This window comes from Clostridium sp. LBM24168 (genome assembly GCF_052953915.1).
In genome coordinates this window covers 1,167,535-1,193,172 of sequence record NZ_CP196861.1, presented here as the reverse complement: position 1 = coordinate 1,193,172, position 25,638 = coordinate 1,167,535, and the positions used below count along the sequence as shown (strand labels likewise).

Genomic DNA, 25,638 nt, shown 5'->3' with positions numbered 1-25,638 from the left:
GTTAATTTATAATGTTAATCATACAATTGATATCAAAAATAACATAGCTGCTATTTTTGTTCTTTTTTGCTTTTTTCTTAATCTTGCTCATATGCATACCGATCTCGTCAATTTCCTTAAATCTAGTAAAGTTTCCATACATACACCCCAATGCTATAGACGTTAGAGGAAAAATATCTTTATTGCCCTTTCTATCCAAAGATTCAATGTATCCATTACTTTTATCTTTCTCATTAAAAAAATCAAGTATTTTTGAATCAAATTTTGAAATTATACTTTGGCACAATTTCTCACATATTTCTTTTTCATTTTCAATTATACATACAAAATCGTCTCCTCCTATATGGCCTACAAAACCATTGTATGTACAAAATTTCTTAGTTTGTTCTTCTATAAGTCTGGCAGTAAATTTTAAAACTTTATCTCCATTTTCAAAACCATATGTATCATTATATATTTTAAAATTATTTAAATCTGCATAAATCAAAAAAAAATTAGCATTATGATGCAGCATATTATAAATATTTTCATTTATAATTTCATTTCCAGGAAGTCCTGTTAGTGGATTCAAATTTTTAGCACGGTTTTTTTCAAATTCTAAAGTATACTCAAGTAAATTTTTAATTGTGACAATTCCATAGTATTTATTTCCTTTTGTAACTATAACATAATCATATATTTTTTTAGAAGGTCTATCCATTGCAATTTTTGATGCATCGCTTATGGAAGTATAATAATCTACTATCAAAGGCGAAGAATCCATAACTAAGGATACAGAGCGTTTTGAAAAAACTGAAAGGCCATATTGAGTAGCAAGCGCATAGTCAAGATCATGCTGCATAATCAATCCTATGGGATATCCACTTTCTTCAATACATGCCCCCATAATTCCTGAATTATCAAAGAATTTTTTAATGTCTTTGCTTTTGGTCACCAGCGAGAAAGCTGGATTCTTTATTGCAATGCTGCCAACATAATTTTTTTCAAATTTATTGCTTTGTATTTTACTGTATTTCATTATTTTTTTTCTTACATTTTCAGAAATATCAAGAAATGTTCCCGAAGGTCTTTGAATAAAGTATCCCTGACCTATAGTAACACCAAGGTTTATCAATTTCAAAAGCTCACTTTCAGTTTCAATTCCTTCTGCAATAATTTCCATATTTGTAGAATGAGCTAGCTCCAAAAATGTCTTTACAAGTTTTTGTTTGAATATATCCTTATCTATTCCTTTAATAAATGATATATCAATCTTAACATAGTGAGGTCTTGTTTCCATCAAAGTTTTAAGTCCCGAATAGCCTGTACCCATATCATCGATTGCAATTTTATATCCCTGATTAATATAATTATCAAGTGCTACTTTAAAACTTTTATAATCTTCTATAGCAGTTTTCTCTGTTATTTCAAAAATAATTGAGTTTGAAGATATACCATTCTCTTTTAAAAATTCTTTTGTAAATCCACTTTTGAACCTGTCATCTTTAAATATTCTAGGATCTACGTTTATAAATAATAGTTTATCCTTATCTATCCTATTAGCTTTTTCTATAGCTTTTAATCTGCATAGTAACTCAAGATCCCAAACTCTATTGCAGCTTTCTGCTACTGAAAAAAGCTTATTTGGAAAATGCAAAATTGAATCTTCCGGTCCTCTACTTAAAGCTTCATATCCTATAATAGAAGCATCTTTGAGAGATACAATAGGTTGAAATACTGTACTAATGCTTCCACAAGATAATATCCTATCCAGTTCGAGTTCATATTGTAGATTCATTCTAACTCACCCCGCATACCGACTTCTTAGAAAATTATACAATTCTTATATTAAATGCTTACTAATTATTTGTTAAATTTAGTTAATATACTCATAATATAACTACGCAATCGAGTAGGAGCTGAATAATTATTTTATTCAGCGACCTCTCACACCACTGTGCGTACCGTTCGGTACACAGCGGTTCAATAAGAATTACCTAATTATAGATATCTTTCGGTTAATGTTATAAAGCCTTGCTTTTTAAGATATTTATTAGATAGTGTCTTTGATAGAATAGGGCTGCAGGATATCCTCCAGTAGCCTTTTCTTGTATTTGCATATTCCCAAGCTTTATATTCATCAATACCAAGCCTTTTAAGATTATCGTGTTTTGTTTTGAGTTTTTTCCATTGTTTCCAATAACACATCCTAATCCTTCTTCTAAGCCACTCATCTAACGTCTTTGTACTTTTCATATCTGCCAGTTTGAAGTAGTTAATCCATACCTTTATTGTTGATTTAGCTACGCCATATTCACGATTTATCTCACTTAGTGACTTCCCTAAATTGTAAAGTTCCACTATAGTATTTTTGAAATCTTTTGTGTATCTCTTAGATCTATTTGACATTATGTAGACACTTCCTTTTCTCTATTTTATATTGTTCGAATTTTGTGTCTACATTTTTATACTAGCACCATAAAGCAGCGACTTTCAAGTCGCACACTATGACATCTGCTGACTTCTGACAGTTCAGCCACACATTACTGTATGGGTTATTATTTCTAAATTCATATCTATAACTTATCTGTCAGACCAGAGTTTTGCTGCCGACTTCCTTCAGATTCCACGTCACCATGGACACCCTTGTCTTAAGCTGTGCACTTGGCACTATCAACCCGTGCTTGGGACTTTCACCCATTAGATTGCACCCATGCTGGGCGCACATAAAAAATAGACGATATTTAAATATATCGTCTATTTTTTCGAAATAAGATTTTTAATTTCCTCCATAAATGTATTTATGTCCTTAAACTGTCTATATACAGATGCAAATCTTACATAGGAGACCTCATCAATATCCTTAAGTCTTTTCATCACCATTTCACCTATATCGGAAGAACTTATTTCAGTTATCATTTTATTATTTATACTTTTCTCAATATCATCTGTTATACTTTCAAGCTGCTGCCTAGAAACAGGTCTTTTTTGACATGCTTTTATAAGTCCGTTTAATATCTTATTTCTGTCAAAATATTCTCTATCCATAGTTTTCTTTATAACCAGTATTGGCAGATCTTCGATTTTCTCATAAGTAGTATACCTTCTCTTACAGCCTAAGCACTCTCTTCTTCTTCTAATAGCTTTATTGTCCTCAGTAGATCTGGAATCAACAACTTTACTTTCTACATATCCACAATAAGGGCATTTCATTTATTTCACGTCCTTTTATATCTATATATAATTTATATTATACTCTCTTTTCGCTAAATTTTCATCAATCTTTAGACATATATAGATACTTAATAAAACAAACATGCTCTAAGTTAATACATTTTCTGCATCTACAAGTAATACATCTATTCCTATCTTTTTTACATTGTCCCAAGGTAATTCTACATCATCATTTTTACCAAACCAACTTATTTTAGATGTTTGAGATGGTAATATTATAGATAGTATCCTGCTATTCTCACAATCTATTTTTAGATCCTTTATAAAGCCCAGCTTTGCTCCTGTGTTTATATCTATAATTTCCATAGATCTCAAACTTGCCAATGAGTATAATGAATTTTCTTCTTCAATATTATTTTCCATATATGTAAGCACCCCCCAACAACTATATAAAATCTAATATATTATATTTATATATATTTTTTCATATGTCTTAAAGCTGTTTTTTCCAGTCTTGATACTTGAGCCTGTGATATTCCTATTTCTTCTGCCACCTCCATCTGTGTTCTTCCATCAAAGAATCTGAGATTTAATATTAGTTTTTCTCTGTCATTTAACTTTTTCATTGCCTCTTTTATGGATATATCTTCAAGCCAGTTTTCATCCACATTTTTTCTATCACTTATTTGATCCATAACATATATAGCATCTCCGCCATCACGATATATTGGTTCAAACAGCGAAACAGGATCTTGAATTGCATCCAATGCAAATACTACTTCTTCTCTTGGCATATCTAATTCTTTCGATATTTGTGATATTGTAGGTTCCTTGTTGTTTTCCCTTACAAGCTTATCTCTTGCCTGAAGTGCCTTATAAGCTATATCTCTAAGGGACCTACTTACTCTTATAGAATTATTATCCCTTAAATATCTCCTTATTTCACCTATAATCATAGGAACTGCATAGGTAGAAAATTTTACATTTTGCTTCAAATCAAAATTATCTATTGCCTTTATAAGTCCCACACATCCCACCTGAAAGAGATCATCCGCATTTTCACCCCTATTGTTGAATCTTTGTATTACACTCAATACAAGTCTCAAATTTCCTTTTATGAATTTTTCTCTAGCTTTAAGATCTCCATCTCTAGTCTTAATTAAAAGTTCCTTCATTTCACTTTCCTTAAGAACTGGCAATTTTGATGTATTTACGCCGCAAATTTCAACTTTGTTAATTATCATGCAATCAGCCCCTTTAGAATATATAGCATTTTAAGTATTTACTAAGAAGCTGTATTTTATACTAAAGACAAGCTCATAACATTTTATTTATTTCTTTTTTTAAACGCTTTATTATCCTTTTTTCAAGTCTTGATATGTAAGATTGAGATATACCAAGCATATCAGCTACTTCCTTCTGGGTTTTTTCACTATATCCATTTAATCCGAACCTTAAATTTACTATTTTTCTTTCCCTCTCGCTTAACTTTTTCATAGCTATTACTAAAAGTTCTTTGTCTACTTCATCTTCAATAAGATCATACACAATATCATTTTCCGTACCTAATATATCAGATAATAACAATTCATTTCCATCCCAATCCACATTCAATGGCTCATAAAATGATATTTCGGCTTTTACTTTATTATTTCTTCTAAGATACATAAGTATTTCATTTTCAATACACCTTGATGCATAGGTAGCAAGCTTTATTTTTTTATTTGGATCAAAAGTATTTACAGCCTTTATAAGACCTATGGTACCTACTGATATTAAATCCTCTACATTTACACCTGTATTTTCAAATTTTCTTGCTATATAAACAACTAGTCTTAAATTTCTTTCAATTAAAGTTGATCTTACTTTTTCATCTCCAGATACCAATTTCAATACCAAATCCTGTTCTTCTTCCTTAGTAAGAGGAGGAGGAAGCACATCACTGCCTCCTATGTAATACAAACTCCTAAAAAATATTTTAAATTTTAACATCAACCTATTTAGTATCACATTTATTTTAAACATAATTGACCCCCCAATTAACCCTAGTTTTTAATTCTATATCTCATGCATGCTTACTTTTTTGCCAATAGTTAATGCCCAATTTTCTTTAGATCACCCCTCTTGGAAGCAGTGCGTGATAATCACTAAACTCACTTAATCTATCTTCACAAAAAGCTATTATGACTTCTCTAATTTCAACATTATCTCCTATTCCTATCTTTACTGCTTTTGGTTTAAATCCCTTCAGCTTGTCACGCTTTCCATTTACAACCTTATATGGTATGTAAAATTTATCATACTTCTCAATATCTATATTACAAAACATGGATTTCTCAACTATTATTACTGGAAGATTGGTTGCAGGTTCCTTTAATTCATTTCCAGTATCCAAAAAAGCCTTTACTCTCTTGCTTCCATTATTTAATATAATGTCTACATTGAATATCAAAGTAGTAAGTGTCTTTCTATCTCTTATAAATACTACCAATCTGTCAATCACAATATATACAATCATAATAGCGATCATAAGCCATTTATATGAAAAATAGTACGTATACTCTCCGTAGATATTATATTGAATAAAAATGCATATTCCAGCCAAAAGCATTGAATACATTATAAATATTGATAGAGCTTTCAAATTGAATACAATATTTTTTTTTCTAAAAGTTATCAATATCAAGATAGCAGCCGTCAGCACTTTAAAAAATAAATTAGAAAATACTGAAAATGTTGGAAAAATTATCGTTATAACATATATTCCTCCTAAAAGAGATGATAAAATCATGTATCTAAATTTCACCATTACCCTAAGAGTTTTTGCTGTAATATACATAATAAAAAAATTGACCACTATATTTACAAAAATTAGTACATCCAAAAATACAATCAAATATTCATCATCTCCTCCTTATTGTTTTCCCAATATTTAACTCTATTATATACTTATATTCTTCAAAATTTTGTCATTTTATAATCTTATATAATATTTTTATCTTCTATAATATGCCATAGTATTTAAATTTATACTTAATATAAGGTTACATGGATACATATGTATATAAAAAAAAAGAAATGTAAATTTGATATGAAAATTTAACAAGGATGAAAAACAAATAGAGTTCATGTACAATTAATTGTACATGAACTCTATTTGTTACCTGCCATTTCTCTGTCTTCTGAGAAAAGCTGGAATCTCAAGATCCTCTTCGTTTAAATCACTGTAATCAGAAGTTGCTGCTGCCTCATTTTTTGCATCTATTCTATTCTTAAACTGTCCATTATTATTATTATTAATATCCTTTTTTAAACTGTCATTAGATTTGATTTTTTTCTTTTCCTCTTCAAATCCGGTAGCTATTACTGTAATCCTTATTTCATCTTTAATATCTTCATCTATTACTGCTCCAAATATTATATTAGCATCTGGATCAGCAGCATCTTGAACAATTTCTGCTGCCTCATTAATTTCAAGCAATCCAAGATCTGAACCACCTGTTATATTGAGCAATACTCCGGTAGCACCAACTATGGAAGTTTCAAGAAGAGGACTTGATATAGCCTGCTTAGCAGCATCCTGAGCTCTATTGTCACCGTTCCCTTTTCCAACTCCCATATGGGCAAGTCCACGATCTAGCATTATAGTTCTTACATCCGCAAAATCCAGATTCACAAGTCCAGGTATTGTTATAAGATCAGATATACCCTGTACACCTTGTTTTAAAACATCATCTGCAAATTTAAAAGATTCCATTAAGGTAGTTTTCTTGTCAACTATAGACAGCAATCTTTCATTGGGAATTGTAACTAGAGTATCTACCCTATCCTTTAAATTCTTTATTCCCATTTCAGCATGTATCATTCTTTTTCTTCCCTCAAAAGGAAATGGCTTTGTCACCACTCCTACTGTAAGTATTCCCATAGATTTGGCTGTCTCTGCAATTACGGGAGCTGCACCAGTTCCTGTTCCTCCACCCATACCTGCAGTTATAAAGACCATATCTGCACCTTTTATTGCCTGAGCTATTTCATCCTTACTTTCATCAGCAGCTTTTTGGCCTATTTCAGGATTTGCTCCTGCCCCCAACCCCTTGGTAAGCTTTTCTCCTATTTGTATTTTTTGTGATGCCTGCGAAAGCATCAAAGCCTGCTTGTCTGTATTTATTGCTATAAATTCTACATTTTTTAATCCTTCAGTTATCATTCTGTTTACAGCATTGTTTCCTCCACCACCACATCCTATTACTTTTATTTGAGCAAACTGCTGAACATCAACATCAAAATCTAGCACAATAAAACCCTCCTCATTAGAAAAAATCTGTAAAAAACTCTTTTATTTTTGATACAAACCCATTATTCTCATATTTTTTATTTTCTATTTTAATATCTTTTTCCTTCCATTTTTCCATACTTTCTATATCATTCTTCCGATGCTTGTCTAATTGTCTTCCATATTTGTTTATCATAGAATTAGCTGCATCTTCAACTATTCCAACAGCAGTTACATACATTGGACTTGATGCCCCTATGTAGTTTGGTGCACCAATTCTAATCTGCTTATTTAATATATTCCTGCTAAATTCCTGTATTCCCTTAATTTGAGATATTCCACCACCTACAAAAACTATTTCTGATATATTTTCATAGTTGTTAAGTAACCTTAATTTGTTATCTATTATAGACAATATTTCTTCTACTCTAGCTTCTATTATCTGAGTCAACATATTATAATCTATTTGAATTTTATTGTCATAATCTGTATTTACTTCTATTTTTAAAGTTTTTTCTCTGGATATTGCTCCAACAATACCGTATTTCTTTTTTAAAGCTTCTGCTGAAGATATAGGAATTTTTAGACAAACAGAAATATCATTTGTTATGCTATTTCCACCAAGAAATATAGTTGTTATATTATTTAATTTTCCTCCTTCATAGTCATAAATATTTATAGAATCTGCGCCGATGTCTATAAGCGCAACACCTCTCTGCATTTCTTCATCTTTCAAAACGACCTGCGATATGGCCATAGGTTCAAATACCAGACCCAGTACTTTAATCCCGGCCTTGTTTACACTTTTAAAAAAATTATTTATTATACTGGATTGAGCCAATATAATTTGTGCATCTACTTCAAGTCTAACTCCACTCATGCCTATTGGATCTTTTATCTTATCATATCCATCAATTATATATTGTTCAGGTATTATACCTATTATTTCTTTATCGTTCGGAATAGTAACTATTTTAGATGCCTTTAGAACTCTTTTTACATCATTTTCTTTTACCTCTCCGTCTTCTGAAGATATAGCAACCACTCCCTTGGTTTCTATAAGTTCACTTAACCCTCCTGGAAGCGCTATATATGCCTCTTCTATTTTAATGTCTATCATTCTTTCAAGATCATATACACACTTCTTTATGGATTCCGATGTAGTATCTATATCTATTACAACTCCCTTTTTTACGCCATTACAACTGGAAGAAGTAATTCCCATTATCTGCATTTTACCATACTTATCTAATTTACCTGCTGCAGCACATATATTAGATGATCCAACATCTATTCCTATTATATATTCATTCATTAAATATTTTCCCCCTTATAACAGAACCATCAAAATATATATTCAACAAGAAAGTTAAATTTCCTCTTATATTTTATCATATTTTAATAAATTCTAAAATATAATTAACTGAATTACTCACATACAATAAAAGGAAAAGGTATTTTGATCCTTTTCCCCCAGTCTACAATTCAATTAGCTTTACTAAGATCTTTCATTTTTACACTTCTTGTATGAATTGTATGATTCCAATCTTTATTATTCTTATTTAAAATTCCCTGAATAGAAATCGGGAACCATGTAAACACATATATTGGATATATTATATAGTAAAAAAATACTTTATAATTTAATTTCTTTTCCATTATAAGTATAATTGGAGTATATACATATTGAAGTACGGAAAATATTATTGCCAAAATAGTAAACAAATTAAAATTTATAGAATATATAACAGTATTAAAATTTGATATTATATTGTAGGTTATCATAAATTCTTGAATTAAACCACTTACAGCAGATATACCTATTAAAACTGTAATTATAGGTTGAATACTATAAAGTGCACAATCTATAGGGACAAAGCTAAAGCTAGTTATACCTTTTTTAATAAGCTTAAAAAAATATCTGCTTGACACATCTGCAAATCCCTGCATCCACCTTTTTCGCTGTTTCCATGACTGGAAAAGTGTAAGAGGCTTTTCATCATATACTATAGCATCGTGAGCCCAACCTACCTTATATCCATTTAGTATAAATTTACAAGTAAATTCCAGATCTTCTGTAAGACAGGTAGCTCCCCATCCTAATTTCTTTAATATATTTGTTTCTATGCAAAAACCAGTACCTCCAAGCTGAGTAGATAACCCTAAATTACTCTTTGCAAGCTGAAACATTCTGTTATTAGTCCAAAATGCAATAGAATAGCTTCCTGTAATCCATGTATCATCAGGATTTTTACTATCAAGATAACCTTGAACAACCTTATAGCCTTCATTAAGTTTCTTGTTCATAGCATTTAAAAAATTTTTATGTACTAAATTATCGGCATCGAATATAGCAACCGCAGAATATTTTTTGTTCATCTTAAACAATTTATTAAACATCCACTCCAGTGCATATCCTTTTCCCCTCTTATTTTTATTGAATCGCTCATATACTATGGCACCTTTTTCCCTTGCCTTTTTGGCAGTCTTGTCACTGCAATTATCTGCAACAACAAAAATATCATATAATTGTCTAGGATAATCAAGTGCCTTTAAACTCTCAACAATATCACCAATCACTATTTCTTCATTGTGAGCTGCTACAATTAGTGCAAAACTCAATCTGTTTTTTACCTCTTTATTACTTTTTTTTCTCCATAAACCAAAAAACGATATGCATAGATAGTATATCGATATTATATAAACAGCACAAGTTAAAATGCGAGAGGCACTATAAATTATTTCTTTAAAAACGTTCAATTTAATCCCCCCTAATTTAAGGTTATTTTAACACAAATATTTATTAATTACTATAGCAGTTACATATAATTAATACTATTTTGTATAAATTCCTTAATGATCTATATGGAGGTAAAAAATACTCCAGTCACTATCTTATAGTTCTATCATTCTTTTAACCATCTCTCTATCTGTTGCATAAGCAATGGCAGACTCCTCTGATATAATCTTTTTTTTGCATAATTCAGATAGGGACATATCCATAGTTTTCATCCCATATTTTACACCAGTTTGCATAGAAGATTCCATCTGATAAGTTTTTCCTTCTCTTATCATATTCTTTATAGCTTCTGTAGCTATCATTATTTCAAAAGCTGCTATTCTCTTTTTAGCATCTATACTTGCTATTAGCTGTTGAGATATTATACCTTGTATAACTGCTGCCAATTGTATTTTAACTTGTTGCTGCTGATATGGTGGAAATACATCTATAATTCTATCTATAGTTTTTGCAGCTCCTACAGTATGTAATGTTGAAAACACCAAATGTCCAGTTTCTGCAGCTGTAAGTGCAATTGATATTGTATCCAGGTCTCTCATTTCTCCAACTAAAATTACATCAGGATCCTCTCTGAGCACCGATTTCAATGCAGTAGAGTAACTCTTTGTATCTTTCCCTATTTCTCTTTGATTTATAATTGATTTATTATGTTTATGGAGATATTCTATTGGGTCTTCAAGAGTTATTATATGTGCTGCTCTCGTTGCATTAATCTCATTCACCATTGCAGCTAAGGTGGTACTTTTACCACATCCTGTTGGTCCTGTTACCAAAATCATGCCCCGTGTATATGAAACAAGCTGTCTTATTACTGAAGGAAGTTTAAGCTCATTTAGATTCGGTATCTTAAGTCCTACCACTCTTACTGCAATTGCACTGCTACCTCTTTGTTTAAATATATTTACTCTAAATCTTCCAAGACCAGACACTGAAAATGAGCTGTCAATCTCTCCTCTTTCAATATATTTCCCATAATCACTTTTAAGTATCTCTTTTGCATATATTTCTGTATCACCTGGCTTTAATTTTTCTTTCTCAATTTCACTCAACATTCCATTTTTTCTTATAACTGGAGGCACGCCTACAGTTAGATGTAAATCAGATGCATTTTCCCTAATAGTTATTTCTAACAAATCCTCTAGTAACCTCACTATGTTTCTCCTTTCGCTGTATTTACTATAAACAACCCCTACCAAGAACTCTCTATAATTATTATTCGTATTATATCTAAAAGTATTTAATAAATAGTACTTTAATTTATAGAATAATTTTAGACTCAATATAGGTAAATTCAACGAAATAGCTGTTTATCTTTTTTTACTATAATTCATTTCTTTATATAGCTTCTTTAAAGCCTTTTTTTCAATTCGTGAAACATAAGATCTCGATATTCCAAGAAATTTTGCTATTTCTCTTTGAGTTCTTGGTTTACCTTCTGAAAGTCCATATCTCATTTCAACTACACATTTTTCTCTGGCTGTAAGGCATGTATTTATTTTTGAATACAACCTCTTTACCTGCATTTTATGCTCTACAATCTCAACTATAGAGTCTTCATCACTTCCAAGTACATCCATAAGTGATATTTCATTACCTTCCTTATCAATACCTATAGGATCTTGCAGATATACTTCACCCTTTATCTTTTTATTATTTCTTATAAGCATAAGTATTTCATTTTCGATACACTTAGCAGCATAAGTCGCAAGCCTCGTACCTTTGGATGAATCAAAAGAGTCTATTGCCTTTATCAATCCAACCGTCCCAATTGAAATAAGATCATCTATGTCTTTTCCAGGATAAGAATATTTTTTTACAATATGTGCTACCAATCTTAGATTTCTTTCAACTAAAATACTTTTAGCTAATTGGTCCCCCTCTTGTAACTTATTTAAATAGTGTTTTTCTTCCTCGTCATTTAGAGGTTGTGGAAATGAACTGTTATTTGTAACATATGCTGTCATAAACAACATGTTACTAATAATATCTAATAAGCAATTTGTTAAAAACACAGCTGCTCCTCCTAATAGTGCTTATTAATATACTATGAAGTTCATCAATAAAAAGTGCATATTATGCCAATTTAATTTTCACCCAAGTTTTGTTTAAGATCTGATACTATATCTTTAAAAATTGGTGCAGCCGTATTACCTCCACTTTCATTATCTTTATCTATATCCTGAACAAACACTATCATTGAATAATTTTTGCCATTTAAATTGAAGAAACCCGCAAACCAACCGTCAGAATGTTCTTCTATGGACTTGCTCTTTGAGGAAAGTTCCATTCTCTGGGTAGTTCCTGTCTTTCCCCCTATCTCTACATCATCCATATAAGCAGCCATACCAGTACCTTTCTTTACTACATCTATCATCTGACTTTTCATTTCATTAACAGTAGATTCTTTCAGAATCTGCTTATTATTATATGCTGCCTTTTTTATGACATTATTGTCATTATCCACATAAGCATCAATTATATGTGGCTTTACATATACTCCTGAATTTACTACAGTATTGGGTATACTTATAGCTTCAACTGGAGTTATCCTGATATTCTGACCTATGGATGTCAGTCCAAGACTTCCATCTGAAATTTTGGGATCTGTGGTTTCAAAAGCTCCATTTTTTTCCTCATCAAAATTCAGTACTTTTTCAAGAAGCCCCTGTTCACTGGAATTTTTATAAAGACTTTCATATCCAACTTTGCTGGCTATCTGTGAAAATACATCATTACTTGATGCAACAAAAGCTTCTGCTGGAGTATATGTGCCGTGATCAAGCTCTTTTTCATGTTCATCTTCCTTTTCATACAATCCCGTTGACGTAAATTTGTCAGATAAAAATATCTTATTTTCATCAAGCCCGGCTTCCTCCACTATTATTTTAAATATGGAACCAGGAAAAAATCCATGATTTGTAGATACTCCAAGATTTACATTTGGCTTTGTATCGTCTTTCTGAACTATTGCCCGGATGTCACCTGTGTTTGCCTCCATCAAGACTACACCTATCTGGCTGAATTTTTTATATTTATAATTGTTCAATATACTTTTTATATTGTCTTCCATATTCTTGTTCAATGTAAGTCTTAAATTAACATTATTTTTCCCTGTTTTTTTAGTTTCGCTTATTATATTGTTATTCACGTCTTTCTGAAACACAACTTGTGATGTTTTATTATTCTTCGTCTTCTCACTCAGCTGCATTTCTACGGAATTCTTCGATTTTGTGGAATCATCCACGGTTCTCCTCGGATTTATAAGCAAATTTTCAATTTTCCATACACCAGTTCTATCTACAGGCATATATTCATAAGTATAAAATCCTTTTATACCCTTCAGCTTTTTTAATTTCTCATAAGTACTCTCATCTACTTCATAGTACATCTTCTGACTGCTCTTCAATACTCCAATCTTTGAAATGTCATAATTCTTATTATAATTTCTAAGCGTATACACCAAAGTAAGAATTTCCTCGGATTTTATATTCTCATTGTCCCTTACAAATATATCGGGACATATTACTGCATAGTATTTTTTGTTGTAATTCAAAAGCTGTTTGCCATCACAATCAAACAGAATAAAATTAACATCAGTCGTATTTTCTGCATAGGAATACTGTGAATTTGCCATTACACTTAATTTATTATATTCAAAATGCTGAATTCCAAACACCTTAAAACCCAATACTAAAAATAATATAATAAATACACAAAATACACTAATTTGCCTTTTTTGTATTCTGTTTCTATCTATCTTCAACATATAAAAACACCTCATCTAGACTAATTTTTGTCCAAAATAAGGCATTTTATTCATAATTTACTATACTTTTCTTCAACTAATTTATTTCACCACAACCTGCCTTAGGCTTTATAAGCATGTCATCCACTTTCAAATCAACATCAGAATGTATTGTAAATATCATTTGAGCCCTAGGTGCAGACGATATCTTCTCACCTACATCATTCCTCATGTTGTTTAAATTTACATATACATTATCACCCTTCGGACTAAGTACTTCCACCCTGTCACCATCATAAACCTTGTTTCTCTGCTCTATAGTTGCAATACCATTTTTTTCATCATAATCTCTAACTATACCAACTATATCATAGTCCCTTATATATGATGAAGTTTCATATATCTGGGAATCAGGTTTTCCAAAATAAAATCCTGTAGAATAAATTCTATGGCTTACTTTCAACAAATTATCAAGCCACTTTTTTTGAAATACATAACTTTTTGGATTATCATAGTAGGAATCAATTGCCTGTCTATAGGATTTAACTACAGCAGCTACATAGTAGGAACTTTTCATTCTTCCCTCTATTTTAAATGAGTCTACTCTAGAATTTACCAGTTCCGGAATATGCTCTATCATGCATAAATCCTTTGAATTTAATATATATGCACCTTTATCATCTTCAAATACAGGAAAATATTCTCCCGGTCGTTTTTCTTCCATAAGATAATATTTGTACCTACAAGGCTGTGCACACTGTCCTCTGTTAGCATCCCTGCCAGTCATATAATTTGATATAACACATCTTCCAGAATAGGACATACACATTGAACCATGAATAAATATCTCCATCTCACATTCATCTGGAAGATGTTTCCTTATATATTCTATGTCCCCAAGAGATATTTCTCTCGCCATTACTATTCTCTTTATACCTTGCTTATACCAGAATTCAGCTGATTTCAGATTTACACTATTGGCCTGGGTACTTAAATGAAGTTCCAATTTGGGAACCACTTCCTTCGCAGTCATTATTATTCCTGGATCAGATACGATTATTGCATCTACATTCAGTTGATATAAATTGTCCAGGTAATCCGAAATCCCTTTTAGATCATCATTGCGTGGAAATACATTTACAGTTACATAGACCTTTCTATTTCTGTCATGTGCATATTTCACCCCTTCTTTAAGATCCTCATCCGTGAAATTATCGGCAAAAGCTCTTAAATTAAGTTTACTGCCTCCTAAATAAATTGCATCTGCACCAAAATTTACAGCCGCCTTCAATTTTTCAATATTTCCCGCTGGTGCCAAAAGTTCCGGTTTTCTCATATTAACTCCTCCTGACTGTAATAGAAATCCCATCACCCATCGGTATAACAGAGGTTATAAATTTTTTATTATCCGATATCATTTCTAAATACTTTCTCATTCTTTTAACTATGGTTATTTTCCTTTTTACAACCAATTTATCGCAAGCTACCATACCTCTAAAAAGTACATTATCTGCTACTATAATTCCATCTTTTCCAAGAAGTCTCAGACATCGGGTGAAAAAATCATTGTAATGCCCCTTTCCTGCATCTATGAATATAAGATCATATTTACAGTCCAATTTTGAAACCTGCTCCACACACTCTCCTTCTATTACATCTATGTTATTCTCCAATCCACATTTCTCTATATTTTTCCTTGCAAGTCTCACCATATCTTTATCTCTTTCAATGGTAGTTATATGACTTCTATTTTGGGAACCAAAGCTCATAAGAATTGAAGAATATCCTATAGCTGTACCTAGCTCCAGTATTCTGCGAGGTTTTTTTATATTTACCAGTAATTCTAAAAACCTGGCAACTTCTTTTTGAACTATTGGAATAGAATTTTCTTTCGCATAATTCTCAAGATATTTTAATATTCCAGAATGATCTCCAATTAATGACTTGATATAATCTTCCATATATTCAAAGCTAACACCACTGCTCATTTTTTCCTCCAAAATTAATCTCCTTGAGTAAGTTTTTTGACTTTTAAAAAATTTTTTTCGTCATCAGTAAAAAAGTGGGTTCCATCATTCTTGGATACAAAATACAGATAATTTGTGTTATCCGGTTTTATGGCTGATTCAATACATCCCCTACCTGGATTGGATATAGGACCTGCTGGAAGCCCCTCTACAATATAAGTGTTGAAAGGTGATTTAACTTTTAAATCTTTATAATAAAGCTTATCCTTGTGCACATCCAAAGCATAAAGCACTGTAGCACAAGACTGCAGCTTCATCTTTTTTCTAAGCCTGTTATAAAATACAGAAGCTGCTTTTGCCCTCTCATCAGGTCTTTTAACTTCCTTCTCTACAATAGAAGCCATTGTTACTATCCTGTCCAATTCCATATTTGAGAACTTTTTATTGTTTTTCTTTTCAATTTCCGATATAACCTGTGAGAATCTATTCAACATCGTTTTTATTATAATATCTCCACTTGTTCCTTTCAAGAATTTATAAGTATCTGGAAATAGATATCCTTCCAGTGCATATCTTCTTCTTTTATCCACAATTATAAATTCAGGATATTTATATTTCTTACAGCTTGACAAAAATTTCTCTTTGCTTATAATTCCCTTCCTATCAAGTTCTACAGCTACATGCTCTATATCGTATCCCTCCGGTATTGTAACTGTAACAGGCCGATCATCCTTGATACCATTTTTCAAGTACTCTACAAAGCTGTTCAATGGAATATCCGAAGAAAAAGAATAATAGCCTGCTTTTGCCGATATATCTGCATAATTTCGGTTCAAATACCATTTCAGCAAGCTGTTTCCTTCAATAACATTGTGACCTTCAAGATCATCAATAACTTTATCTATCTTCTTGCCCTTATCTACAGTAAAGTTAATTCTACCACTGTTATTTTGAAGGGGATGAAGTATCCCCTCATATTTATAATAAATCATGCCAACGATAAAAACAATTAAAGCAAAACCAAAGATTAGAAAAATTCTTGTCAAATTATTTTTCAATACAAACAATCCTTTCTATTTTCTTCTCATGGCCTTCTTTCTCAGATCTGTCTTCAATATCTTCTTTCTCATCCTTATATTTTCAGGTGTAACTTCAACTAATTCATCAGATGCTATGAACTCAAGTGATTTTTCAAGACTCATAGGTGTAACCGGAACCAGCTTTAATGCCTCGTCTGCTCCAGAAGACCTTGTATTTGAAAGATGCTTTTTTTTGCATACATTTACCTCTATATCTTCCGGTCTGGAACATTCTCCTGCTATCATTCCTTCATATACTTCCACTCCTGGTCCTATAAAAAGTATTCCTCTTTCCTGGGCATTAAACAATCCATATGTTATGGAAACACCAGGTTCAAACACTACAAGAGAACCTTTTGTTCTTTCAGATATATCACCCTTATAAGGTTCATAGCCATCAAGTACATGGTTCATTATTCCATTACCTTTCGTATCTGTCATAAATTCACTTCTAAACCCGATAAGCCCTCTGGCAGGTATTCTAAATTCAAGCCTTGTATATCCATTAACTGCAGAAGTCATATTCACCATTTCGGCTTTTCGAGGTCCAAGCTTTTCCATTACTACCCCCATAAATTCTTCTGGAACATCTATGGTCAAATATTCAATAGGTTCAAGCTTTTGTCCATTTTCTTCTTTAAATATAACCGTCGGCTTTGAAACCTGGAATTCATATCCTTCCCTTCTCATAGTCTCTATTAATATGGAAAGATGAAGTTCTCCCCTACCACTTACCTTAAAACAATCCGGTGAATCTGTTTCTTCAACCCTAAGAGAAACATTTGTCTCTAGTTCCTTAAAAAGTCTGTCTCTTAAATGCCTCGAAGTTACATAATCACCTTCTTTTCCTGCAAATGGTGAATCATTTGTCATAAAATACATACTAAGTGTAGGTTCATCTATATCTACAAAAGGAAGTGCCTCCGGTTTAGATGGGTCTGCAATGGTTTCTCCTATATTTATATCAGAAATTCCTGATATAGCCACTATATCTCCAAGCTTAGCTTCATCTGTCTCTTCCTTTTTAAGTCCATTATACACAAATAAATTAGAGACTTTTACATTTTCAATACTTCCATCTCTCCTTATATGTGCAACTTGCTGATTTTTCTTTATAATTCCCCTAGTTATTTTGCCTACACCTATTCTTCCAACATATTCATTATGATCTATCGTAGTAACAAGCATTTGAAGTGGCATATCTAGGTAACCTTCAGGTGCCTTAACATTTTTAATTATTATGTCGAACAGTGGATCCATATTATTTGATTCATCCTTTATATCCAATTTTGCAACTCCAGTTTTAGCAGAGCAATACACTACTGGAAAATCAAGCTGTTCATCATTGGCTCCAAGTTCTATAAACAGATCAAATACTTCATCTAGGACCTCATTTGGCCTTGCATTTGGCTTATCTATTTTATTTATAACAACTATTGGATTTAATTTTAATTCCAGCGCTTTCTTTAATACAAATTTCGTCTGTGGCATAGGTCCCTCATAAGCATCAACTAAAAGCAAAACGCTATCTACCATTTCAAGTACACGTTCCACTTCTCCACCAAAATCAGCATGACCAGGTGTATCTACGATATTTATCTTTATTCCATCGTGCATAACGGAAGTATTTTTCGAAAGTATAGTTATACCTCTTTCTTTTTCAAGAGCATTTGAATCCATAACTCTCTCTTCAACTTTTTCATTTGCTCTAAACACATGACTTTGTTTAAGCAATGCATCCACCAATGTGGTTTTACCATGATCTACATGTGCAATTATTGCCACATTCCTTATATCGTTTCTTGTAAATAAATTCATTATTATTCCTCCAATTTTATACTTAAACCAATCAAATGCATTAAAATATATAATAAATGCTCAAAAAAATTGGATACTTTTTAGTATCCAATTAAAGTTAACATATCTATTTTAATATCATAGTCTAAAAAAGTCAACTTACTGTAATTAGTTTTTAAATATTCTACATAAAATTATTTTTTGTTTTTATCTACTCCGAAAGAAAAATCAATACCTATGGCGTCATTCAATATTTTCAATATATCCTGCCACATAACAGTAAACTTCTGCTCCAATTGAATATATTCATTTACAGAAGGATTACTCATTATTACAGCACCCATATCATTAAATCTCTTCCTAGTATTATCTGATATTTTCCCGTTTTTCATCTGTTCTGCATATGCATCCATCTGTACAGTTCTGAAATCATCCAGAACTTTCTTGTTAGAATCACTGTTTTCTATATTTTCACTTGCTTTTCTCAGCTTAACAACTTCTTCACAGTTTTCAAGTTCTCTTGCGAGTTCCCTTGCCTTATCATATATATTCATTTTAAATTAAACCCCTTTTATAAAAATTCTATATTTCCATAATTATCGGAAGTATCATCGGTTTTCTCTTAGTCTTTTCATATAAAAATGTCCTTAAAACTTCCTTAACATTGGATTTAATATTTGCCCACTCCGTTATGTGTTTTTCTTCACAATCTTTAAGCACATCACGTACAAGCTCTTTTGCTTCTTCAATAAGGTCTTCTGACTCCCTGACATATACAAATCCTCTTGAAATTATATCAGGTCCCGCAATAACACTTCCACTTTCCTTCTCAATAGTAACAACTACTGTAAGTATTCCATCCTGTGAAAGATGTTTTCTGTCTCTCAATACTATATTTCCTACATCTCCAACACCAAGACCATCTACAAATACCTGCCCTGAAACCACAGTACCATTCTTTCTTATGGAATCTTTGGAAAGTTCTATTACATCTCCATTATCCGCTATAAGTATATGCTTTGAAGGCATACCAAGCTTCATTGCTAAATCTGCATGTTGTTTCAGATGTCTGTATTCTCCATGAACTGGCATAAAAAATTTAGGCTTTACCAATGTATGCATAAGCTTCAGCTCTTCCTGACATGCATGGCCTGAAACGTGGACGTCAGCAAGTGCTTCATATATAACTTCTGCACCTTTTTTAAACAATTGGTTTATTACCCTAGATATCAATTTTTCATTTCCAGGTATAGCACTTGCTGAAATTATTATTCTATCTCCTGGTATTATATTTACCTTTTTATGCTCTGAAGCTGCCATTCTAGAAAGTGCAGACATTGGTTCTCCCTGGGTACCAGTAGTTATTATTACCAATCTATTATTAGGATATCTATTTATATTATCTATGCTTATAATCGTGCTTTTATTTGCTTCTATATATCCAAGATTTACAGCTACCTCCATTATATTCTCCATGCTTCTTCCAGATATTGCAACTTTTCTATTATACATCTGGGCTGCTGTTATTATCTGCTGTATTCTATGAATATTAGATGCAAAAGTCGCTACTATTATTCTGTTTTTAGCACTTGCAAAGAACTTTTGAAAAGTTTCCCCAACTGTACTTTCAGACATAGTATATCCAGGTCTCTCAACATTTGTACTGTCCGCCAACATAAGAAGTACACCCTTTTTACCAAGTTCGGCAAATCTAGCCAGATCAATTAGAGTCCCATCAATAGGAGTATAATCCACTTTAAAATCTCCTGTATGAAGTATTACTCCAATTGGAGTGTGTATGGCTATAGCAGTTGAATCAGCAATACTGTGGCTGGTCCTTATAAACTCAACTGACATATTTTCAAGTTTTATTACATCCTTTGGCTTTACAGTATTGAGCTTAACCTTGTCTAAAAGTCTATGCTCTTTCAATTTAGTTTCAATTATTCCAAGAGTTAATTTTGTACCATAAATAGGTACATTTACCTCTTTGAGTACATAGGGAAGAGCACCTATATGGTCCTCATGTCCATGGGTTAGGAATACCCCCCTTACTCTGTCAATATTTTTCTTAATATAAGTGATATCAGGTATAACCAAATCTATTCCCAGCATTTCTTCATCCGGAAATTTAAGTCCACAGTCAATTATTATGATGTCATTTTTATATTCTATGACTGTCATATTTTTTCCTATCTCACCCAATCCACCCAATGGAATAATTTTTATTTTGTCTTTTTCTTTACGCAAAAAAATCCTCCTTTCTTTTATTTATCCTTTTTCTAATTTTTTTAAACAATCACTACATATTCCGTAAAACTTTAGACTATGATTTAAAATTTTAAAATTATATTTATTCTCTATCTGCAATTCCAAACCTTCAAGAAGATGATCCGGAACTTCAATTATCTTTGAGCATTTAGTACAAATAAGATGGTGATGATGATGTATTTCCTTTTCGTGAACTATTTCATATCTGCTGCATCCATCACCTAAGTCCAATTTACATATGACTCCTATATCTTCTAACAGCTGAACTGTTCTGTAAACTGTTGCCAGACCTATTTCCGGACAATCTTTTTTTACAAGATCATATATTTGCTCTGTTGTAAGATGTTTACCTTCATTCCTTATTATTATATCAACTATAGCCCGCCTCTGCGGTGTAAGTTTATAACCCTTTTCTTTTAAGCTATTCTTTAATCTCTCTATTTCTCCAGATGAAAGCCTTGACATTATAATACCTCATTTCAATTAAAATTTTATAAGTCCACTTTATTTTCAGTTTAATACTCGAAAAGGTAATAGTCAATTGAAAATCAATTAATATCAAAATTAAAAGCTATGGAATCATAGCTTTTAATTTTGATATTAATATTTTATAAAAAACTTATACTATATATCATCTTCAAAAAGCATTTCATATTTGCTAACTACATCCGAAAATTCTCTATCATCTTCTACGGTACTAAGTACATTATTCCCATTTTCGTCTTCATCTATTCTAAGAGCTATGGCCTTTTCTGAATTATTTTCATCTTTAGGAATCACAATAACATATTCTCTATCCTCTATATCAAATTTAGTAACAACTTCAAATTCTAATTTATTTCCATTTTCATCTTCAAGAACTATATCTTTTAAATTATTTTCCATAATACAACTCCATTTTTATAGAAAATCGCTTTTATAAACACTATCCAGATATCCCTGCAATATATAAGTAGACGCCATTTTATCAATTATTTTTTTCCTTTTCTTTCTTGACATGTCTGCCTCAAGCATGGCCCTATTGGCTGCTACAGTAGTTAATCTTTCGTCCCACATCTTTACCGGAAGCTTTATCTTCTCTTCTATAATATCACAAAATCCAATTACCTTCTCACTTTGGGGTCCAAGAGTACCATTCATATTCTTAGGAAGTCCAGAAACAATTAACTCTATGTTATAATTATTACATATTTTAGCCAATTCTTCTATATCTTTATCTATATTTTTTCTTTTTATAGTTGTAATTCCCTGTGCTGTAATTCCAAGTGGATCACTTACAGCCACTCCTATAGTTCTGTCTCCAATATCCAGTCCCAGTATTCTCATCTATATTCTCCTACATCAATAATATCATATAAATAAAAGTGCCTTAAAGGTCACTTTTATTTTATATCTAAATATGACTTTAATACTTCTTCCAATATTTCATCTCTCTCAAGCTTTTTAATTAAAGATCTTGCTCCATTATAATTGGTTATATAAGTTGGGTCATCAGAAATCAAGTATCCAACAAGTTGATTTACCGGATTATATCCCTTTTTAATTAGCGAATCATAAACTTCAGTCAATATCTCCTTAGTAAGAACTTTTTTGCTTTTTGATATATCAAACTGAATAGTATTATCTTCATTCATTTATATCACCCCGCTAACAATTGTAATAATTATATTATAAAACATATTTTATAAAATGTATACTACTTAACTATATTTTGCATAATTGACAAAGAACTGTTTACAGCTTTCTCTAGCTTATCCGGCAATCTCCCACCTGCTTGAGCCATATCAGGCCTTCCGCCGCCGCCGCCGCCACAGATGGCTGCTATTTCTTTTATTATTTTTCCACAGTGAACTCCTTCCTTTACTGCAGTCTTGGATGCCATTGCAATCAATTTAACTTTTCCACCCACATTACTACCTAAAACTACAACCGTTCTTTCGTTCCTAGCCCTTATCTTGTCAGCCAAATTTCTTAATGCATCTCCATCTATATCCTTCAATACTCCAGTATATACTTTAATATCGCCTATACTCTTTTCATTCTTTAGTATTTCATCCTCAGAATCTCCTGCCAGTTTCAACTTTAGATCATTTATTTCTTTTTCTCTATCCTTTAGCTCAATTGTAAGATTATCTATCTTATGAATTATTTCTTTTTCAGAGCATTTAAGCTTGAGCGATATATTTTTTAGTATATCATCTTTTGACTGTATGTATTCAAGGGCATATTTTCCTGTAACTGCCTCTATTCTTCTTATGCCAGCAGCTATTCCCGTTTCATATGCTATTTTAAACAATCCAATTTCCCCTGAATTCTTGACATGAGTCCCTCCACAAAGTTCCTTACTAAAATTTCCTATTGAAACTACCCTTACCTTTTCCTTGTATTTATTATCGAATAAAGCAATGGCCCCACTTTTTTTCGCTTCTTCCAAACACATTATCTCTGTTTTTACATTTAATGCTCCCATTATAATTTCATTTACTAAATTTTCTATTTTAATAAGCTGTTCATGACTTACAGATTCAAAATGATTAAAATCAAATCTCAATCTTCTATCGTCTACATAGGAACCTGCCTGATGAACATGTCCTCCAAGCACTTTTCGAAGTGCCTCATCTAAAATGTGAGTTGCAGTATGGTTTTTCCTTATATTGCTTCTTCTAACCTCATCTACACTTAAATTAACCTTGTCTTTAACATGAATTTCACCAGACATTATCTCAATAAAATGAAGTATCTTTCCTGCCACATTATTTTTACAATCCAGAACTTCTCCTTTGAATTCATCATTATATATTATACCTCTGTCACCTATCTGTCCTCCCATTTCTGCATAAAACGGAGTAGATTCTGTTAATATTACTCCTCTGTCACCCTCTGAAAGGCTGGTCACTATTTTTTCATCCTTTATAATAACACTAACACTTGATTCCAAACTTAAGGTATCGTATCCTTTAAATTGAGTATTGATATCAAGAGGTATTTTATCAAGAATTGTATCATCTATTCCCATATAATTTGTATGTTCTCTTGCAGCCCTGGCCCTTTCTTTTTGCTTTTCCATCTCTTTCTGAAAAGTTTCAAGAACTACAGTCATATCATTTTTTTCAAGTATTTCTTTTGTAAGCTCTATAGGAAATCCATAAGTATCATAGAGCTTAAATGCTCTTTCACCTGAAAGTTCTTTAATTTTGTTTCTTTTCATATCCTCTATAAACGAATTTAATATTGTCATTCCACTATCTATTGTTTCATTAAATCTCTCTTCTTCAAGTCTTATAACTTTCTCAATATATTTTTGCTTATCATCCAATTCAGGATAACCCTTAATGGAATTCTGTACTACTACATTCACCAATTTCCACAAGAATATTTTATCTATGTTCAAAGCTTTGCCATGCACAACGGCCCTCCTAAGAAGCCTTCTCAAAACATATCCTCTTCCCTCATTTGACGGTAATATCCCGTCACTTATCATAAAAGTAACACTCCTTATGTGATCGGTTATTACCCGCAAAGATACATCATTATCACTATTTGTTCCATACTCAATTCCTGCAATTTTACATATCTCTTTTAATATATTTTGTATGGTATCCACCTCAAATATGCTGTCCTTACACTGCATTACTGTAGCCATTCTTTCAAGTCCCATGCCTGTATCTATATTAGGATTAGGCAATTTATTATAATTTCCCTCCTCGTCTTTGTCAAATTGTGTAAAAACAAGATTCCATAACTCAACTACTTTGTCTTCATCACCTGCTTTTACAAATTCCTCTGCATTAGCTATATCTAACCCAACCTTGTCAAAATGGATTTCAGAGCATGGACCACATGGTCCTTCACCATGTTCCCAAAAATTATCTTCTTTACCGAGCCTAAATATTCTAGATGGATCTATATCCGTTTTCTTTGTCCATATATCATAGGCTTCATCATCATCCAGATATATAGTAACATAAAGCCTTTCTTTAGGAAGATTCATAACCTCAGTTATAAATTCCCACGCCCATGGTATTACTTCAACTTTAAAGTAATCTCCAAAGGAAAAATTCCCAAGCATTTCGAAAAATGTACCATGCCTTGACGTTTTACCTACATTTTCAATATCACCGGTTCTTATACACTTCTGACATGTAGTAATTCTCCTTCTCGGTGGAATCTGAAGTCCAGTAAAATAAGGTTTGAGAGGAGCCATCCCTGCATTTATCAAAAGTAGACTCTTATCATGTTCGGGAACTAGAGAAAAACTTGGCAACCTCAAATGTTCCTTGCTTTCAAAAAAGCTTAAGTACATTTCTCTTATTTCATTTAATCCTAAATTTTTCATTATATGTATCTCTCCTTTTCCTATTAAAAAGAACGATGTAAAATAAAAAAAGCTTACATCCCTAAGGGACGAAAGCTAATTCCGTGGTACCACCCTAATTACATAAATTAAATTTCAATTTATGTCTCTTAATATTCAAATGACTCCTGGATAGCTTCAATATACTTTAACAAGAAGTTTCCACCTTCCACTTCCTCTCTTCATGAAAAAATATACT

The 25,638-nt window shown here is 31.8% G+C and carries 24 protein-coding genes and 1 other annotated feature (1 of these 25 only partly in view); all 24 genes read right to left on the bottom strand.

What is annotated here, in order from left to right; translation table 11 throughout:
• Position 1: 1 nt before the first annotated feature.
• Positions 2-1,777: an EAL domain-containing protein gene (locus ACSVC9_RS05970; RefSeq protein ID WP_446899434.1), complete on the bottom strand. Its 1,776-nt coding sequence runs from the start codon at positions 1,775-1,777 to the stop codon at positions 2-4.
• Positions 1,778-1,980: 203 nt separating this feature from the next.
• The gene (locus ACSVC9_RS05965; RefSeq protein WP_446899433.1) at positions 1,981-2,388 is read right to left on the bottom strand and encodes a group II intron maturase-specific domain-containing protein; all 408 of its coding nucleotides are present in this window, start codon (positions 2,386-2,388) and stop codon (positions 1,981-1,983) included.
• A 348-nt stretch (positions 2,389-2,736) separates the two neighbouring features.
• Entirely contained in the window at positions 2,737-3,192 is a 456-nt protein-coding gene (nrdR, locus tag ACSVC9_RS05960; RefSeq protein ID WP_446899432.1) for a transcriptional regulator NrdR, read from the bottom strand.
• A gap of 108 nt (positions 3,193-3,300) precedes the next feature.
• Positions 3,301-3,576 (bottom strand): YlmC/YmxH family sporulation protein, encoded by a 276-nt coding sequence (locus tag ACSVC9_RS05955; protein ID WP_446899431.1) that lies wholly within the window; start codon positions 3,574-3,576, stop codon positions 3,301-3,303.
• 47 nt (positions 3,577-3,623) lie between these two features.
• On the bottom strand, positions 3,624-4,397 hold the full coding sequence (gene sigG, locus ACSVC9_RS05950; protein WP_446899430.1) for an RNA polymerase sporulation sigma factor SigG: 774 nt from the start codon (positions 4,395-4,397) through the stop codon (positions 3,624-3,626).
• 73 nt (positions 4,398-4,470) lie between these two features.
• On the bottom strand, positions 4,471-5,178 hold the full coding sequence (sigE, locus tag ACSVC9_RS05945) for an RNA polymerase sporulation sigma factor SigE (RefSeq protein WP_446899429.1): 708 nt from the start codon (positions 5,176-5,178) through the stop codon (positions 4,471-4,473).
• A gap of 85 nt (positions 5,179-5,263) precedes the next feature.
• Entirely contained in the window at positions 5,264-6,049 is a 786-nt protein-coding gene (gene spoIIGA / locus ACSVC9_RS05940; protein WP_446899428.1) for a sigma-E processing peptidase SpoIIGA, read from the bottom strand.
• A 264-nt stretch (positions 6,050-6,313) separates the two neighbouring features.
• Positions 6,314-7,447: a cell division protein FtsZ gene (gene ftsZ, locus ACSVC9_RS05935; protein WP_446899427.1), complete on the bottom strand. Its 1,134-nt coding sequence runs from the start codon at positions 7,445-7,447 to the stop codon at positions 6,314-6,316.
• A gap of 16 nt (positions 7,448-7,463) precedes the next feature.
• Complete coding sequence (ftsA, locus tag ACSVC9_RS05930; protein WP_446899426.1) at positions 7,464-8,741, bottom strand: cell division protein FtsA; 1,278 nt, start codon at positions 8,739-8,741, stop codon at positions 7,464-7,466.
• 170 nt (positions 8,742-8,911) lie between these two features.
• The gene (locus tag ACSVC9_RS05925; RefSeq protein ID WP_446899425.1) at positions 8,912-10,186 is read right to left on the bottom strand and encodes a glycosyltransferase family 2 protein; all 1,275 of its coding nucleotides are present in this window, start codon (positions 10,184-10,186) and stop codon (positions 8,912-8,914) included.
• Between the two features lie 135 nt (positions 10,187-10,321).
• Positions 10,322-11,377: a type IV pilus twitching motility protein PilT gene (locus tag ACSVC9_RS05920; protein ID WP_446899424.1), complete on the bottom strand. Its 1,056-nt coding sequence runs from the start codon at positions 11,375-11,377 to the stop codon at positions 10,322-10,324.
• A 156-nt stretch (positions 11,378-11,533) separates the two neighbouring features.
• Entirely contained in the window at positions 11,534-12,238 is a 705-nt protein-coding gene (gene sigK, locus ACSVC9_RS05915; RefSeq protein WP_446899423.1) for an RNA polymerase sporulation sigma factor SigK, read from the bottom strand.
• A gap of 71 nt (positions 12,239-12,309) precedes the next feature.
• Positions 12,310-13,992, bottom strand: coding sequence for a penicillin-binding transpeptidase domain-containing protein (locus ACSVC9_RS05910; protein WP_446899422.1), 1,683 nt, complete (start codon positions 13,990-13,992; stop codon positions 12,310-12,312).
• 76 nt (positions 13,993-14,068) lie between these two features.
• Positions 14,069-15,307, bottom strand: coding sequence for a peptidase U32 family protein (locus ACSVC9_RS05905; RefSeq protein WP_446899421.1), 1,239 nt, complete (start codon positions 15,305-15,307; stop codon positions 14,069-14,071).
• Between the two features lies 1 nt (position 15,308).
• Positions 15,309-15,959, bottom strand: coding sequence for an O-methyltransferase (locus tag ACSVC9_RS05900; protein WP_446899811.1), 651 nt, complete (start codon positions 15,957-15,959; stop codon positions 15,309-15,311).
• 14 nt (positions 15,960-15,973) lie between these two features.
• Positions 15,974-16,930 carry an endolytic transglycosylase MltG gene (gene mltG, locus ACSVC9_RS05895; RefSeq protein WP_446899420.1) on the bottom strand — a complete coding sequence of 319 codons (957 nt, stop codon included), beginning with the start codon at positions 16,928-16,930 and terminating at the stop codon, positions 15,974-15,976.
• Between the two features lie 81 nt (positions 16,931-17,011).
• On the bottom strand, positions 17,012-18,835 hold the full coding sequence (typA, locus tag ACSVC9_RS05890) for a translational GTPase TypA (RefSeq protein WP_446899419.1): 1,824 nt from the start codon (positions 18,833-18,835) through the stop codon (positions 17,012-17,014).
• A 173-nt stretch (positions 18,836-19,008) separates the two neighbouring features.
• Positions 19,009-19,368, bottom strand: coding sequence for a YlbF family regulator (locus ACSVC9_RS05885; RefSeq protein ID WP_446899418.1), 360 nt, complete (start codon positions 19,366-19,368; stop codon positions 19,009-19,011).
• 28 nt (positions 19,369-19,396) lie between these two features.
• Positions 19,397-21,064, bottom strand: coding sequence for a ribonuclease J (locus ACSVC9_RS05880; RefSeq protein ID WP_446899417.1), 1,668 nt, complete (start codon positions 21,062-21,064; stop codon positions 19,397-19,399).
• A gap of 21 nt (positions 21,065-21,085) precedes the next feature.
• Positions 21,086-21,550, bottom strand: coding sequence for a Fur family transcriptional regulator (locus tag ACSVC9_RS05875; RefSeq protein WP_446899416.1), 465 nt, complete (start codon positions 21,548-21,550; stop codon positions 21,086-21,088).
• Positions 21,551-21,709: 159 nt separating this feature from the next.
• Positions 21,710-21,970 carry a DUF1292 domain-containing protein gene (locus tag ACSVC9_RS05870; RefSeq protein WP_446899415.1) on the bottom strand — a complete coding sequence of 87 codons (261 nt, stop codon included), beginning with the start codon at positions 21,968-21,970 and terminating at the stop codon, positions 21,710-21,712.
• A 15-nt stretch (positions 21,971-21,985) separates the two neighbouring features.
• Complete coding sequence (ruvX, locus tag ACSVC9_RS05865) at positions 21,986-22,411, bottom strand: Holliday junction resolvase RuvX (protein ID WP_446899414.1); 426 nt, start codon at positions 22,409-22,411, stop codon at positions 21,986-21,988.
• Between the two features lie 56 nt (positions 22,412-22,467).
• Positions 22,468-22,719: an IreB family regulatory phosphoprotein gene (locus ACSVC9_RS05860; protein ID WP_446899413.1), complete on the bottom strand. Its 252-nt coding sequence runs from the start codon at positions 22,717-22,719 to the stop codon at positions 22,468-22,470.
• Between the two features lie 62 nt (positions 22,720-22,781).
• Entirely contained in the window at positions 22,782-25,421 is a 2,640-nt protein-coding gene (gene alaS / locus ACSVC9_RS05855) for an alanine--tRNA ligase (RefSeq protein WP_446899412.1), read from the bottom strand.
• Between the two features lie 61 nt (positions 25,422-25,482).
• Positions 25,483-25,638: a binding site (T-box leader), on the bottom strand (it continues 25 nt past the right edge of the window).

Coding starts and splice junctions, on each gene's coding strand:
- typA (WP_446899419.1), bottom strand. CDS start 18,835: ATGAATTTATTTACAAGAAACGATATAAGGAATGTGGCAATAATTGCA.
- ftsA (WP_446899426.1), bottom strand. CDS start 8,741: ATGAATGAATATATAATAGGAATAGATGTTGGATCATCTAATATATGT.
- sigE (WP_446899429.1), bottom strand. CDS start 5,178: ATGTTTAAAATAAATGTGATACTAAATAGGTTGATGTTAAAATTTAAA.
- ACSVC9_RS05970 (WP_446899434.1), bottom strand. CDS start 1,777: ATGAATCTACAATATGAACTCGAACTGGATAGGATATTATCTTGTGGA.
- ACSVC9_RS05955 (WP_446899431.1), bottom strand. CDS start 3,576: ATGGAAAATAATATTGAAGAAGAAAATTCATTATACTCATTGGCAAGT.
- alaS (WP_446899412.1), bottom strand. CDS start 25,421: ATGAAAAATTTAGGATTAAATGAAATAAGAGAAATGTACTTAAGCTTT.
- ACSVC9_RS05905 (WP_446899421.1), bottom strand. CDS start 15,307: ATGAGAAAACCGGAACTTTTGGCACCAGCGGGAAATATTGAAAAATTG.
- ACSVC9_RS05910 (WP_446899422.1), bottom strand. CDS start 13,992: ATGTTGAAGATAGATAGAAACAGAATACAAAAAAGGCAAATTAGTGTA.
- ACSVC9_RS05860 (WP_446899413.1), bottom strand. CDS start 22,719: ATGAATGAAGATAATACTATTCAGTTTGATATATCAAAAAGCAAAAAA.
- ACSVC9_RS05965 (WP_446899433.1), bottom strand. CDS start 2,388: ATGTCAAATAGATCTAAGAGATACACAAAAGATTTCAAAAATACTATA.
- sigG (WP_446899430.1), bottom strand. CDS start 4,397: ATGATAATTAACAAAGTTGAAATTTGCGGCGTAAATACATCAAAATTG.
- ACSVC9_RS05875 (WP_446899416.1), bottom strand. CDS start 21,550: ATGTCAAGGCTTTCATCTGGAGAAATAGAGAGATTAAAGAATAGCTTA.
- mltG (WP_446899420.1), bottom strand. CDS start 16,930: ATGATTTATTATAAATATGAGGGGATACTTCATCCCCTTCAAAATAAC.
- ruvX (WP_446899414.1), bottom strand. CDS start 22,411: ATGAGAATACTGGGACTGGATATTGGAGACAGAACTATAGGAGTGGCT.
- ACSVC9_RS05885 (WP_446899418.1), bottom strand. CDS start 19,368: ATGAATATATATGATAAGGCAAGGGAACTCGCAAGAGAACTTGAAAAC.
- ACSVC9_RS05900 (WP_446899811.1), bottom strand. CDS start 15,959: ATGAGCAGTGGTGTTAGCTTTGAATATATGGAAGATTATATCAAGTCA.
- ACSVC9_RS05870 (WP_446899415.1), bottom strand. CDS start 21,970: ATGGAAAATAATTTAAAAGATATAGTTCTTGAAGATGAAAATGGAAAT.
- nrdR (WP_446899432.1), bottom strand. CDS start 3,192: ATGAAATGCCCTTATTGTGGATATGTAGAAAGTAAAGTTGTTGATTCC.